A 13,736-nucleotide genomic window follows, 5' to 3' on the forward strand; every position below is an offset into this window, starting at 1 on the left:
CAACCTGAAGGTAAGTGAACTGACATGCAGCTCGGTCTCATCGGTCTCGGCAAGATGGGCGGCAACATGCGCGAGCGCATCCGCCGCGCGGGCCACACCGTCATCGGCTACGACCGCAACCCGGAGATCTCCGACGTCGCCTCCCTCCAGGAGCTCGTCGAGAAGCTCGAGGGCCCGCGCGTGGTCTGGGTGATGGTCCCGGCGGGCGCCGCCACCCAGGCGACGGTCGACGAGCTGAAGGACCTGCTCTCCGACGGCGACATCGTCGTCGACGGCGGCAACTCCCGCTGGACGGACGACGAGAAGCACGCCGCCGAGCTGGGCATCAAGGGCATCGGCTTCGTCGACGCCGGTGTCTCCGGCGGCGTCTGGGGCCTGGAGAACGGCTACGCGCTCATGGTCGGCGGCTCCGAGGAGAACGTCGCCAAGGTCAAGCCGGTCTTCGACGCCCTCAAGCCCGAGGGTGACTTCGGCTACGTCCACGCGGGCAAGGTCGGCGCCGGCCACTTCTCCAAGATGGTCCACAACGGCATCGAGTACGCCATGATGCAGGCCTACGCCGAGGGCTGGGAGCTCCTGGAGAAGGTCGACTCCGTGGACAACGTCCGCGAGGTCTTCCGCTCCTGGCAGGAGGGCACGGTCATCCGTTCCTGGCTGCTCGACCTCGCCGTCAACGCGCTCGACGAGGACACGCACCTCGACAAGCTGCGCGGCTTCGCCGCCGACTCCGGCGAGGGCCGCTGGACCGTCGAGGCGGCCATCGACAACGCGGTGCCGCTGCCGGCGATCACCGCGTCGCTCTTCGCCCGTTTCTCCTCCCGCCAGGAGGACTCGCCGCAGATGAAGATGATCGCGGCGCTGCGCAACCAGTTCGGCGGCCACGCCGTCGAGTCCAAGTAAGCGACGCGAGCGACACACACGAAGCCCGCCGGACCTCGCGGTCCGGCGGGCTTCGTCGTGCGTCTACCGTCCGGCGGTCCGCCAGACCTTCGCGTCCAGCGTCACGTTCTTGCCCTCCGTCTTGCCCCGCAGCGTCAGGAGCCCGACGTCCCCCGAGCCGCCGACGAGACACATCCGCTGGCCCACCGGCAGGTCGTAGACCCAGTAGGAGTCCTTGGCCGCGTGCGCATCGCGGCACGCGGCGAGGGTGGCCGGCTGCCCGGCGGGGAGCAGCGCGAGCGAACTTCCCGACGTGTTGCCGGGGGCAAGCACCGCGCCGTTGCTGTAGACGGCGTAGGTCAGATCCTCGTTCGACCGCCCGTCGTCCGGCTTGGCCCGCACCGGTTCGTCCGCGAGGTACAGGTCGTGGCTGTCCGTCATCACGATGCCGTTGTACGTCGACGGGAGCGGGTGCGCCGAGGTCGGCGGGCCGCTCGTGGTGGGCGTCGGGGGAGCGGACGTGGGGTCCGTGGCCGAGCCCGAAGGGGCGGGCGCCGCACCCGACTTGGAGGCCTTCGGCGACGTGGAGCCGCTCGGCGACGCGGACTTCGAGGAGGACGGCGACTTCGAAGCGGACCCCGGGGCCCCGGCGTGGCTCGTCGCGGCCGGCCCCGCGGCGGCGCCGCCCTGGTGGTCCGCGCCGGGAACGAAATACAGCGCTGCCGCCGCACCGCACGCGACCAGCACGACCCCGGCGGCAGCCAACAGCCAGGCACGGGAACGCCCGCGCCGCGGAGCCGTGCTCACGGCCGCGGTCTCGGCGCCCGCGGGCGCGGCGGGCGGCCCGAACGCACCGGCGGGGACCGGGCTCCCCGGCGTCCCGGGCGCACTCGCGGCCCCGCGCGGCGGCGTCGCGAGACCCGTCGGCTCCGCCCCGGTCACCCGGGCCCCCTCGGCACGCGCCGCGATCCCCTCGGCGAGCTCACCGGGAAGCCACGCGTCCGTCGCGGGACCCGGCCCACCGGGCTGCGCCTCGCGGATCACCCGCACCGTCTCGATGACCTCCCGCACCGTCGGCCGGTCCTCGGCGGGCTTGCTGAGGCAGCGGGATATCAACTCCCGCAGGGCGTCGGGGACCTTGGACAGATCGGGCTCCTCGTGCACGACCCGGTACAGCACGGCGTGCGGCTCGCCGTCCCCGTACGCGGTGCTCCCCGTGGCGGCGAACACCGCGGTCTGGCCGAGCGCGAACACATCGGCGGACCCGCTCGCCGAGCCGCCGAGCACCTGCTCCGGAGCCATGTACGCGACCGTGCCCACGGCCGCACCGCTGCGCGTCACCGACGTCGCGTCCGCCGCCCGCGCCACACCGAAGTCGATGACGCGGGGCCCGTCGGACGCCAGCAGCACGTTCGACGGCTTCAGGTCGCGGTGCACGATTCCCGCGTCGTGCACCGCCTGCAACGCCTCCGCGATCCCCGCCGTCATCCGCAGCACCGTGTCCACCGGCAGCGGCCCGTGCTCGCGCACCGCTTCCGCGAGCGAGGGCCCGGGCACGTACGCCGTCGCACAACCACGGGATCGGGCTCTCCGTGTCGCTGTCGACGACCGGCGCCGTGTAGAGCCCGTGCACCTTGCTCGCCGCGGCGACCTCGGTGCGGAACCTGCGGCGGAACTCGGGGTCCTCGGCGAGCTCGGGTCTGATGACCTTGACCGCGACGGCCCGGCCGCCCGGCGTGTGCGACAGATAGACGCGCCCCATGCCCCCGGAGCCGAGCCCCGCGACCAGGCGGTATCCACCCACCGTCCGCGGATCACGGTCGTCCAGCGGACGGAAGTTGTCCGCATCGGCCCCACCGTTGATCAACACGCCGCACACTCCACCCTGTATCCGTTCCGTGGCCGCCCATTGCATCACGCGCCCCAGCGGCACCACCGGGCAGTCCACCGCGCCGGGTCCCCCCGCCGAACCCCGGATTCCTTGCGGGCTCGGGGACTTACGCACGGCATCCGGCGCGCGTACATTCTCGTAGCACCTCGTTTAGTTACCTAACTTTATCGACGGTTCCACGGGCGCTCGCCTCCGGCGTGAGGAGCTCCACGTGCCACCTGTGCAAGGTTCAGTCGCTCTCGATCCCGGCGGCGCCACGACACGCACCGGGTCCTGAGGCACCGCCCCACGAAGGGACTGGCAGGACATGAGGCCCACGCGCATCCTCGCCGCCGCGGTCATCGGCGCGCTCGCCCTGACGGCGACGGCCTGTTCGGAGACCAAGCACAAGGGCTCCGACGACACGAACGGCACCCAGAGCAGCGGCCCGAAGAAGAAGGGCGGCACGGTCACCATCGCCAACACGGCGGGCCAGACCTGGACCTGCAACTTCAACCCGTTCAACCCGGCCGTCTACAACACGTCCATCGGCTTCGTCTACGAGCCGTTGATCCACGTCAACACCCTCAAGGACCAGGCCGAGACGCCGATGCTCGCCAAGAGCTACAAGTGGAACGCGGCCAGGACGCGGATCGACTTCACCGTCCGCTCCGGCGTGAAGTGGAACGACGGCAAGGCGTTCACCGCGAAGGACGTCGCCTTCACCTTCAACCTCATGAAACGCGTCAAGTCCACGGACCTGTACGCCCTGTGGACCACCGCGGGACTCCGGTCGGTCACCGCCTCGGGCGACAAGGTCACCCTGAAGTTCGAGAAGGCGGCACAGCCCTACTTCTACGCCTTCGCCCACCAGGTCGCCATCGTGCCCGAGCACGTCTTCGGCAGCGGCGCTGCCGCCGCCCACCCCGACACGTGGGTCGACAAGAAGCCCGTCGGCACCGGCCCGTTCGAGGTCGATCCGTGCACCCCGAACAACATCCAGTACAAGGCGAACCCCGACTACTGGCAGAAGGGCCGGCCGTACATCCAGAAGGTCGAGTACCCGGCCTACCTCGACAACGGCCCCGCCAACCTCGACCTCGCCAACGGCAAGGCCCAGTGGGGCAGCCAGTTCATCCCCGGCATCAAGCAGTTCTACCTGGACAAGTCGCCCGACAACCACACCTGGTCGCCGCCCGTCCTGAACGTCAGCATCCACCCGAACCTCGACCCGTCCCACAAGACGACCAGCAACCTCAAGGTCCGGCAGGCGATCTCGTACGCCATCGACCGCGACAAGGTCTCGAAGATCGGTGTCGGCGGACAGGAACCGGCCGCCAACCAGTCGGGCATCGTCACCCCGACGTTCGACAAGTACTTCGACAAGGCGGCCGTGGCGAAGGCCGGTTACGACAAGCCCGACCCGGCCCGCGCCAAGAAGCTGCTCGCGGGCCTCGGATACTCCCCGTCCAAGCCGCTCAAGCTGAAGATCATCACGATCACCGGCTACACCGACTGGGACGCCTCGCTGAAGGTCATCAAGCAGAACCTGAAGGCCGTCGGCATCGACCTCACCGTCCAGGACCTCGCCCAGCAGGCCATGATCGGCAAGCTCTACACCGGCGATTACGACCTGGCGTACTACTCCCAGCAGACCAGCGGCCCCACGCCGTACTACGAACTGCGGCAGATCCTGCACTCGGCGAACGCGGCCCCGCTCGGCAAGAACGCCACCAGCAACTGGGAGCGCTACAAGAACCCCAAGGTCGACCGACTCCTGAACGACTACGCCTCCGCGAGCGACACGCGGCAGGTCGACATCGTCAAGAAGGTCGCCCAGTACATGCTCGACGACGTCCCGGTGATCCCCGTCGTGGAAGCGGTCGACTGGTTCCAGTACAACACCAAGGACATCGCCGGCTGGCCCACCGAGGCCGACCCCTACGCCCAGCCCGCGGCCTACAACTTCCCGGACACGGGCCAGGTTCTCACCCACCTGTACTCCAAGTCGGCCCAGTAGGCGGTGACTTGTGCGCTTCATCCTGCGCCGCCTGGGGTTCTTCCTCCTGACGCTCTGGGCGGCCCTCACCCTGAACTTCTTCATCCCGCGCTTCATGCCGGGCGATCCGGTCGACGCGCTCACCGTGCGCACCCGGGGCCGCGTCTCCCGGGACGCCCTCGAACAGATGCTGACGTCGTTCGGCTTCAAGCCCGACCAGAACGTAGCCGTCCAGTACCTCGACTACCTGGGCCACATGTTCACCGGGAACTGGGGCCGCTCCATCGGCCAGACGCTCGGCGAACCGGTCACCACGCTGATCGCGGGCGCCCTGCCCTGGACCCTCGGCCTCGTCGGCGTCACCACCGTGCTCGCCTTCGTGCTCGGCACGCTCATCGGCACGGTCTCCGGCTGGCGCCGGGGCGGCACCCTCGACGCGATCCTGCCGCCGATCTTCGTGGTCACCTCGGCGCTCCCGTACTTCTGGGTGGGCCTGCTGCTGATCCTGGTCTTCTCGCAGGGCACCGGCGGCCTGCTCCCCGCCAACTTCAACTACGACACGTCGATCGTGCCCGGCTTCTCACCCGGCTTCGTCGGCAGCGTCCTCTCGCACGCGGTACTGCCCGCGGCGACGCTGCTCATCACCACGATCGGCGGCTGGATCCTCACCATGCGCAACAACATGATCACGACGCTCGCCGAGGACTACGTCCGCATGGCCCGCGCCAAGGGCCTCGCGGGCCGCCGCATCATGTACGGCTACGCGGCCCGCAACGCGATCCTGCCCAACCTCGCGGGCTTCGCGATGTCCCTCGGCTTCGTCATCTCCGGCGCCATCCTCATCGAGTACGTCTTCAACTACCCGGGCGTCGGCTACCTCCTCTACAACGCCGTCCAGAACGTCGACTACCCGCTGATGCAGGCCCTGTTCATGCTCTTCACCGTGGCGGTCCTGGTGGCGCTCCTGGCCGTGGACATCGCGACGGTGTGGCTGGACCCGAGGGCGAGGTCATGACCACCACCACCGCCGTCACGACGCCGCCCCCGGAGAAGGTCCCCGCCCGCACCCGCGCCGCCGGAGGCCTCTGGCGGGCCGTCCGCGGCAACCGCAAGGCCGTGACCGGCACGGTGATCCTGCTCGTCTTCACCGTCGTCGCCGCGTTCCCCGGCCTGTTCACCTCCGTCGCCGACCCCGACGAGGCGAATTTCCCCCCGCGCCTGAGCCCCTCCACCGCCCACCTCCTCGGCACCACCGCCCTCGGCCAGGACATCTACTCCCAACTCGTCTACGGCACACGGGAGTCGCTCGTCATCGCGGTCGTGGCCGGCGCCCTCGCCACGGTCCTCTCCGTGCTCGTCGGCGTCTCCGCCGCCTACCTCGGCGGCCTCGCCGACGACCTGCTGTCCCTGCTCACGAACGTCGTCCTCGTCATCCCCGCGTTCCCCCTGGTGATCATCCTCGCCAAGTACGCGGGCAAGGGCTCCCTCGCCGTGATCCTCACCGTCCTCGTCCTCACCGGCTGGTCCTACGGCGCCAACCAGCTGCGCGCCCAGGCCCTGTCCCTGCGGCGCAGGGACTTCCTCGAATCGGCCCGGGTGCGCGGCGAGCGACGCTCCTACATCATCGTCCGCGAGGTCCTGCCCACCATGACCTCGCTCATCGTCGCCAACTTCCTCGGCGCCGCGCTCTATTCGGTGCTCACCGCGGCGGGCCTCCAGTTCCTCGGTCTCGGCGACCCGAACTCGCAGAGCTGGGGCACGATGCTCTACTGGGCGCAGAACCAGCAGGCCCTCCAGACCGGCACCCCGCTCTGGTCCATCGCCCCCGGCCTCTGCGTCGCCCTGCTCGGCGTCGCGTTCGCCCTCGTCAACTACGCCTTCGACGAGATCGGCAACCCGGCCCTGCGCCCCGTCCGAAGGAGGCGCACCCGTGCCCGCACCTGACGCCCTGCTGACCGTCTCCGACCTCAGCGTCGCGTACGACACCGCCCAAGGGCCGGTGACGGCCGTCGACCACGTCGAACTCACCGTCCACAGAGGCGAGTTCGCGGCCGTCGTCGGCGAGTCCGGCTGCGGCAAGTCGACGCTCATGTTCGCCGTCGCGCGACTCCTCAACCCGCCCGCCCGGATCACCGGGGGCGCCGTCCGCTTCCGCGGCGAGAACCTCGTGACCATGACCGAACGCGACCTCGCCGCCCTGCGCTGGCGCGACTTCTCCGTCGTCCTCCAGTCCGCCATGAACGCCCTCAACCCGGTCACGACCCTCGCCGCCCAGTACAAGGACGCCATGGCCGCCCACGGCACGTACACCGGCGAGGAGATCCACGCCCGCTCCGTCGAGGTCCTCGACCTCGTCGGCATCGACCCGGTCCATCTGCGCAGCTACCCGCACCAGCTCTCCGGCGGCATGCGCCAACGCGCCATGATCGCCATGGCGCTGCTGCTCACCCCCGACCTCGTCATCATGGACGAGCCGACCTCCGCGCTCGACGTCGTCGCCCAGCGTTCCCTCATGGCGCAGATCAAGGAACTCCAGCAACTCCTCGGCTTCGCCGTCGTGTTCGTCACCCACGACATGTCCCTGGTCTCGCACTTCTCCGACCAGCTCCTCGTCATGTACGCGGGCCAGGTCGTCGAGGCAGGACCCACCCGGACCGTCTTCGACCGCCCCTCCCACCCCTACAGCCGCGGCCTGCTCGACGCGTTCCCGTCGATCCGCGGCCCCCGCGTCCCGCTCAAGGGCATCCCCGGCAGCCCGCCCGACCTCGCCACCCCGCCCACCGGCTGCCGCTTCCACCCGCGCTGCCCCGTCGTCATGCCGCGGTGCCACGACACGGAGCCCGCCCTGTACGAGGTCGCCGCGGTCCGCTCCCGCTGCCTCCTGCACGCCCCCACCGCGACGGAGGCCGCCCCGTGAACCCCGGCCCGCTCCTCGAACTCTCCGCCCTCACCCGCCACTTCAGGGTCGGGACCGGGCTGACCCGCCGCCTCCTGCACGCCGTCGACGACGTCGACCTCACCGTCGGCGCCCGCGAGATCGTCGCCCTCGTCGGCGAGAGCGGCAGCGGCAAGTCCACGCTCGCCCGCCTCGTCGCCCAGGTCCACAAACCGACCGGCGGCGACATCCGCTACGAGGGCCGCTCGCTGACCGCGCTGCGCGGCCGCCGCGAGAAACTCGCCTACCGCGGCGCCGTCCCCATGGTCTTCCAGGACCCGTTCGCCTCCCTCAACCCCGCCTACCGCGTCTCGCACGGCATCCTGCGCGCCCTCAAGCTCCACCGCCCCGAACTCTCCGCGGCGCAGCGCCGCTCGGAGGCCGACCGCGTCGTCGAGGCGGTCGGCCTCACCCCCGCCGCCGACGTCCTGACCCGCTACCCGTACGAACTCTCCGGCGGGCAACGCCAACGCATCGGCTTCGCCCAGGCGCTCGCCCACCGCCCCCGACTGATCCTCGCCGACGAACCCGTCTCCATGCTCGACGTCTCCATCCGCATCGGCCTGCTCAACGTCATGGCCGACCTGCGCGAGAGCGAAGGCGTCTCGATCCTCTACATCACCCACGACATCGCGAGCGCCCGCTACCTCTCCGACCGGATCGCCGTCATGTACGGCGGCCACGTCGTCGAGACCGGGCCCACCGAAGAGGTCCTCGCCCACCCCCGCCACCCGTACACCGAACTCCTCCTCTCCGCCGTCCCCGACCCCCGCGCCCCTCTCGACATCGACGCGGCCGCCGCGCGGACCGACCCGCCGGTCGTCATCGACCCCACCCCCGGCTGCCGCTTCCGCGCCCGCTGCCCCCTCGTCACCGATCTCTGCCACCAGGTCACCCCACGCCCGCGCCCCGTCGCCGATGACCACGCCGCGGCCTGCCACGTCACGGCCCCCGGACCGGCCGCATGACCACGCCCCCGTGGAACCGCCGACGGCTGCGCAGCAACAACGAGTGGATGCTCCTCGAGCGATTACGCCTCGAAGGCCCCGCCTCCCGCGCCCAACTCGCCCGCGACAGCGGCCTGTCGAAACCCACCGTCTCCTCCGCCCTCGCCGTCCTGGAGAGCGCGGGGCTCGTCCGCGCGGCGGGCACCCACGCCAGGTCCCGCGGTCGCGTCGCCGTCCTCTACGAGCCCGACCCGCTCGCCGGACATGTCCTCGGCATCGACATCGGCCGCGCCCGCCTGCGCACCGCGGTCGCCGACCTGTCCGGCGCCATCGTGTCCCGCACGGAGGTACGCAACAGCGCCCGCGCCGCCACCACCGTCGCCGACGCGGCCGTCACCTGCGCCGAACAGGCCCTGACGGACGCCGGTCTCGCGCCCGCCGACATCGTCCACACGGCCGTCGGCACCCCCGGCGTCTTCGACCGCCACACCGGCCGCGTCCGCTACGCCGTCAACCTGCCCGGCTGGGGCCGGCCGGGCCTGATCGAGCGGATGCGCGAGAGCCTCGGCACCCCGCTGTCCGTCCACAACGACGCCAACCTGGCCGCCCTCGGCGAGTACACCTTCGGCGCGGGCGCGGGCAGCCGCCTCTTCGTCTACGTCCTCATCGGCACAGGCCTCGGCATGGGCGTCGTCGCCGACGGCGAACTCTTCCTCGGCGCGCACGGCGCCGCGGGCGAGATCGGCTTCCTGCCCCTGGACGGCGCCGCGGCCCTCGGCACGGCATCCCGGCGGGGCGTGCTGGAGGACGCCGTCTCCGCCGACGCCGTGGTCCGCGCGGCCCGCACCCTCGGGATGACGGGCCCGCTCACCGCCAAGCGCGTCTTCGACGCCGCCCGCTCCGGCGATCGCGCCGCCTCCGCCGCCGTACGACAGGAGGGCGAACGCCTCGCCGTCGCCGTCGCCGCCGTGACCGCCGTCCTCGATCCCGACCTGGTGGTCCTCGGCGGGGGAGTGGGCCGCGGCGCCGATCTGCTCCTGACGACGGTGGCCGCGACCCTGCACCGGCTCACCCCGCTGCGCCCCCGCGTCGAGGCGGGCGCAGCGGGCGACGACGCGGTGCTGCTCGGCGCCCTCACCACGGCCCTGCGGGTGGCCCGGCCGCTGGTCTTCGAGCGACGCACGGGCGCCCCCGACCAGACTTCGGGCAACGCAAAAGGCCCCAGATGAACTGGGGCCTTTTCGCTGTGTCCGAGGGGGGACTTGAACCCCCACGCCCGATAAAGGGCACTAGCACCTCAAGCTAGCGCGTCTGCCATTCCGCCACCCGGACAAGGTGTGTGCCGCCTCTGTGCGGGCGTGTTCCCCGCGGCGACACAGAGAACATTACCAGGGATTCGGAGTGCCTCGATCAGGCCCCCGGGCCGGTGGCCCCGCCTGTGAACGGCACGTGACGAGAGGTGCCCGGCCTTGGGTCCCGAGGCCGGGGGAGAGAGGATGAGAGGCATCCACGGCAAGAGAGGAACCAACGTGAGCGAGCCGAGCACGGGCAGGGCGGTCTCCGGACAGGACGAGGTCGTCGACCTCTGCCGCGAACTGATCCAGATCGACACCAGCAACTACGGCGACCACTCGGGCCCGGGAGAGCGCAAGGCCGCCGAGTGGACGGCGGAGAAGCTCGCCGAGGTCGGCCTCGAGCCGAAGATCTTCGAGTCCCACCCCGGCCGCGCCTCCACGGTCGCCCGCATCGAGGGCGAGGACCCCTCGCGGCCCGCCCTCCTCATCCACGGCCACACCGACGTCGTCCCGGCGAACGCGGCGGACTGGACCCACCACCCGTTCTCCGGCGAGATCGCCGACGGCTGCGTCTGGGGGCGCGGCGCCGTCGACATGAAGGACATGGACGCGATGACCCTCGCGGTCGTCCGCGACCGGCTGCGCAGCGGGCGCAAGCCCCCGCGCGACATCGTCCTCGCCTTCCTCGCCGACGAGGAGGCCGGCGGCGTCTTCGGCGCCCGCCACCTGGTGCGCAACCACCCGGACCTCTTCGAGGGCGTCACCGAGGCGATCAGCGAGGTCGGCGGCTTCTCCTTCACGGTGAACGAGCAGCGCCGGCTCTACCTCGTCCAGACCGCCGAGAAGGGCATGCACTGGATGAAGCTGGCCGTGGCCGGCACCGCCGGGCACGGCTCGATGATCCACCGGGACAACGCGATCACCGAGCTGTCCGAGGCCGTCGCCCGCCTCGGCCGCCACAAGTTCCCGGTCCGCGTCACCAAGACGCTGCGCGCCTTCCTCGACGAGCTCGGCGACGCCCTCGGCACCGAGCTCGACCCGGAGGACATGGAGGAGACCATCGCCAAGCTCGGCGGCATCGCCAAGCTGATCGGCGCCACGCTCTCCAACACCGCGAACCCGACGCAGCTGAACGCCGGTTACAAGGTCAACGTGATCCCCGGCGAGGCCACCGCCAACGTCGACGGCCGCTTCCTGCCGGGACACGAGGACGAGTTCCTCGCCGACCTCGACCGGATCCTCGGCCCGAACGTCAAGCGCACGGACGTGCACGCGGACAAGGCCGTCGAGACCACCTTCGACGGGGCGCTCGTCGAGGCCATGAAGTCCTCCATCGAGGCCGAGGACCCGATCGGCAAGGCCATCCCGTACATGCTCTCCGGCGGCACCGACGCCAAGTCCTTCGTGGAGCTCGGCATCCGCAACTTCGGCTTCGCGCCGCTCCAGCTGCCGCCCGAGCTGGACTTCGCCGGCATGTTCCACGGCGTCGACGAGCGGGTGCCGGTGGACGGCCTCAAGTTCGGCGTGCGCGTCCTGGACCGCTTCATCGACGCGTCCTGACGTCAACCCGGCACAACGGTGGAAATCGTTCGCACGTGCGCAATGGACCGGAAAGAGTGAAAGGAGCCATACGCTCGTAGCCCCATCAGTTCTTCCTCGTTACAGGGAGTGCAGTCCGCGGCTGGGACTGCATTGCCAACAAGGAGGAATAATGCTCAAGAAGGTCGTCGCCGCTGCGGCAGCCACTGGTGGTCTGGTTCTCGCGGGTGCGGGCATGGCCGTCGCCGACTCCGGCGCTCAGGGTGCTGCCACGCAGTCCCCCGGCGTCATTTCGGGCAACGTCATCCAGGCCCCGATTCACGTGCCGGTGAACGTGTGCGGCAACACGGTCTCTGTGATCGGGCTGCTGAACCCTGCCTTCGGTAACACCTGCGCCAACGACTGACGTTGTTGTGCCTCACCCCTTGAGGGTTTGAGCCCACGGCCCCGGAGTGCGAGCCATGCACTCCGGGGCCGACGGGTTGGACATGGTTCCAGGGCAAGACTTACAGGCAAGGCAGGGAAACCTATGCGACAGGTCATGCGGAAGGGCCTGATCACCATGGCGGCCGCGGGCGGCGTGCTCGCCGTCACCGGTGGCTACGCGCACGCGGACTCGAGTGCGAACGGAAGCTCGTCCGACTCGCCGGGCGTACTGTCCGGCAACTCCGTCGAGGCGCCCGTGGACGTCCCGGTGAACGTCTGTGGCAACACGATCAACGTCGTCGGACTGCTCAACCCGGCGTCGGGCAACGACTGCGGCGGCTCGGGCGGCGGCGACAAGGCCGGCGGCCAGTCCTCGGACGGCGGCGGCTCGCAGGCCGGAGGGCACACCGGCGACTCACCCGGTGTCGGCTCGGGCAACCACGTGTCGGTCCCGGTGCACGTGCCGGTGAACGCGTGCGGCAACTCCGTCGGCGCGGGCTCGGTCGGCAACGGGACGACCGGGAACGGCTGCTCCGACGAGGGCGGGGGCGGTGGCGGTGGCACGACCACGCCGCCGGCGGACTCGCACACCCCGCCGTCGCGCGCCGGACACCCGGGCGACGGCACCGGTGCGGACACGCCCAACGAACCGGGGACGCAGACCGTCGACATGCCCAAGGGCGAGTCCCACCTCGGGCAGACCGGCAGCCCGCAGGCCACCGGCACGCTCGCGGAGACCGGAAGCTCCGTGCCGATCGGCGCGGCCATCCCGATCGCCGGGGGTGCGCTGCTCGCGGGCGCGCTGCTCTACCGGCGGGCGAACGCGGCGGCCTGACATCAGGCGGTGCGAAACGGAGCGGGCCCCGCACGGACGGGGCCCGCTCCGTTGTCCCGCCCGCCCTCAGGTCACCATGTGGCCCGCACCTGGCGGATGATCCGTCGGCGCAGCCGCACGCGGCGACTGCCGTCGCGACGCAGGCTCAAGCGGTCCAACTCCCAGTGTCCGTACTCGGCATGGTCCGTCAGCAGGCGCGTCGCCTCCTTGCGAGAGACCCCCCGCGGTACGTACACGTCGACAAATTCGTATTCCGGCATCGCATCTATTGTGCCGACAGCGGCCCGGTACGGATAGCGTCTGCACTATGTCTGATGCTGCGCAGCCCACCGCTGCCGAGGTACGCGCCGCCGCCGAGGCGGTCAAGGCTGCGCTCGACGCCCACTTGGCGGCGGTCGAGCGCCGGTCGGGAGAAGACGATCCGGCCGTCTACGAAGCGTTCAACGATCTCGCCGCCGCGGCCGAGGAGTACGACGAGCTCCTCTACGACCGCTACGACGAGGTCACCCCCTTCGAGATCCCCGGCGGCGAGGATTCGCTGCCGCCGTACGCGGGACCGGAGGAGCCGAACGCGCTGAGCGTGCTGATCCGGCGCGACTACGCCGTGGTCGAACCGCAGCGTCTGCTCGCCCAGGCCGGGCGGGTCGCCGACCTGGAGGGGGAGCCGGACGCGGAGACGGCGAACGGGGCGGGCAGCAGTGTGCACGCCGCGCTCGGCGTCCTCTTCGGCGAGTTCGAACCCGACGAGATCGCCTCCCGGCACAAGGAGTTCGGCCTGGAGGAGGGCGACTCCACGCTCTGGGTCACGGCCGCGGACGACCCGACGGAGGCCGGCGAGTGGCTGGAGGCCCCCTTCGAGCAGGTCGATGCGCAGCGGGTGGTGTGCCGGTTCGACGTGAGCGCGGTCTTCGACGACGACGAGTTCGGTATCGACGAGGACGACGAGGACGAAGCGGGGGACGGGGGCGCCGACGTCGACGAGCCGCTGGAGGAGGCGGATCGCTGACACCC

13 protein-coding genes and 1 tRNA gene are annotated in these 13,736 nt (G+C 70.9%); 11 read left to right on the forward strand and 3 right to left on the reverse strand.

The window, feature by feature from the left end:
• The first annotated feature begins 24 nt into the window (after positions 1 to 24).
• A complete protein-coding gene (gene gnd / locus ACP4E5_RS34920) occupies positions 25 to 900 on the forward strand; it encodes a phosphogluconate dehydrogenase (NAD(+)-dependent, decarboxylating) (protein ID WP_425835797.1) in 876 nt (291 codons plus the stop codon).
• A gap of 63 nt (positions 901 to 963) precedes the next feature.
• On the opposite strand, the gene ACP4E5_RS34925 is transcribed toward gnd, so the two are convergent.
• Positions 964 to 2,436 (reverse strand): protein kinase domain-containing protein, encoded by a 1,473-nt coding sequence (locus ACP4E5_RS34925; protein ID WP_425835799.1) that lies wholly within the window; start codon positions 2,434 to 2,436, stop codon positions 964 to 966.
• Between the two features lie 641 nt (positions 2,437 to 3,077).
• Here ACP4E5_RS34925 and ACP4E5_RS34930 point away from each other — a divergent pair.
• The 6 genes from ACP4E5_RS34930 to ACP4E5_RS34955 are packed head-to-tail and all read left to right on the forward strand — an operon-like array spanning position 3,078 to position 9,859.
• Positions 3,078 to 4,769 carry an ABC transporter substrate-binding protein gene (locus tag ACP4E5_RS34930; RefSeq protein WP_425835801.1) on the forward strand — a complete coding sequence of 564 codons (1,692 nt, stop codon included), beginning with the start codon at positions 3,078 to 3,080 and terminating at the stop codon, positions 4,767 to 4,769.
• A 10-nt stretch (positions 4,770 to 4,779) separates the two neighbouring features.
• Positions 4,780 to 5,763 carry an ABC transporter permease gene (locus ACP4E5_RS34935; RefSeq protein ID WP_425835803.1) on the forward strand — a complete coding sequence of 328 codons (984 nt, stop codon included), beginning with the start codon at positions 4,780 to 4,782 and terminating at the stop codon, positions 5,761 to 5,763.
• Positions 5,760 to 6,692 (forward strand): ABC transporter permease, encoded by a 933-nt coding sequence (locus ACP4E5_RS34940; protein WP_425835805.1) that lies wholly within the window; start codon positions 5,760 to 5,762, stop codon positions 6,690 to 6,692. Before ACP4E5_RS34935 ends, ACP4E5_RS34940 begins: the two co-directional genes overlap by 4 nt.
• Positions 6,679 to 7,665 carry an ABC transporter ATP-binding protein gene (locus ACP4E5_RS34945; protein WP_425835807.1) on the forward strand — a complete coding sequence of 329 codons (987 nt, stop codon included), beginning with the start codon at positions 6,679 to 6,681 and terminating at the stop codon, positions 7,663 to 7,665. The genes ACP4E5_RS34940 and ACP4E5_RS34945 overlap by 14 nt, the downstream gene beginning before the upstream one ends.
• Complete coding sequence (locus ACP4E5_RS34950; RefSeq protein ID WP_425835809.1) at positions 7,662 to 8,651, forward strand: ABC transporter ATP-binding protein; 990 nt, start codon at positions 7,662 to 7,664, stop codon at positions 8,649 to 8,651. Before ACP4E5_RS34945 ends, ACP4E5_RS34950 begins: the two co-directional genes overlap by 4 nt.
• Positions 8,648 to 9,859 (forward strand): ROK family transcriptional regulator, encoded by a 1,212-nt coding sequence (locus tag ACP4E5_RS34955; protein ID WP_425835811.1) that lies wholly within the window; start codon positions 8,648 to 8,650, stop codon positions 9,857 to 9,859. The genes ACP4E5_RS34950 and ACP4E5_RS34955 overlap by 4 nt, the downstream gene beginning before the upstream one ends.
• 18 nt (positions 9,860 to 9,877) lie before the next feature.
• Here the strand turns inward: ACP4E5_RS34955 and ACP4E5_RS34960 are convergent.
• Positions 9,878 to 9,962, reverse strand: a tRNA-Leu gene (locus tag ACP4E5_RS34960).
• Between the two features lie 197 nt (positions 9,963 to 10,159).
• Here ACP4E5_RS34960 and ACP4E5_RS34965 point away from each other — a divergent pair.
• From ACP4E5_RS34965 to ACP4E5_RS34975, 3 genes are all read left to right on the forward strand, one after another.
• On the forward strand, positions 10,160 to 11,485 hold the full coding sequence (locus tag ACP4E5_RS34965) for a M20/M25/M40 family metallo-hydrolase (protein ID WP_425835813.1): 1,326 nt from the start codon (positions 10,160 to 10,162) through the stop codon (positions 11,483 to 11,485).
• 151 nt (positions 11,486 to 11,636) lie between these two features.
• Complete coding sequence (chpH, locus tag ACP4E5_RS34970) at positions 11,637 to 11,870, forward strand: chaplin ChpH (protein ID WP_399231363.1); 234 nt, start codon at positions 11,637 to 11,639, stop codon at positions 11,868 to 11,870.
• A gap of 123 nt (positions 11,871 to 11,993) precedes the next feature.
• Complete coding sequence (locus tag ACP4E5_RS34975; RefSeq protein WP_425835815.1) at positions 11,994 to 12,725, forward strand: chaplin family protein; 732 nt, start codon at positions 11,994 to 11,996, stop codon at positions 12,723 to 12,725.
• Positions 12,726 to 12,796: 71 nt separating this feature from the next.
• On the opposite strand, the gene ACP4E5_RS34980 is transcribed toward ACP4E5_RS34975, so the two are convergent.
• A complete protein-coding gene (locus tag ACP4E5_RS34980) occupies positions 12,797 to 12,985 on the reverse strand; it encodes a DUF5703 family protein (RefSeq protein WP_018535088.1) in 189 nt (62 codons plus the stop codon).
• Positions 12,986 to 13,032: 47 nt separating this feature from the next.
• On the opposite strand from ACP4E5_RS34980, the gene ACP4E5_RS34985 reads away from it, so the two are divergent.
• Complete coding sequence (locus ACP4E5_RS34985) at positions 13,033 to 13,731, forward strand: hypothetical protein (protein WP_425835818.1); 699 nt, start codon at positions 13,033 to 13,035, stop codon at positions 13,729 to 13,731.
• Positions 13,732 to 13,736 lie beyond the last annotated feature (5 nt).

Origin of the sequence: Streptomyces fractus (assembly GCF_049844455.1) — a bacterium.
GTDB lineage: Bacteria > Actinomycetota > Actinomycetes > Streptomycetales > Streptomycetaceae > Streptomyces > Streptomyces fractus.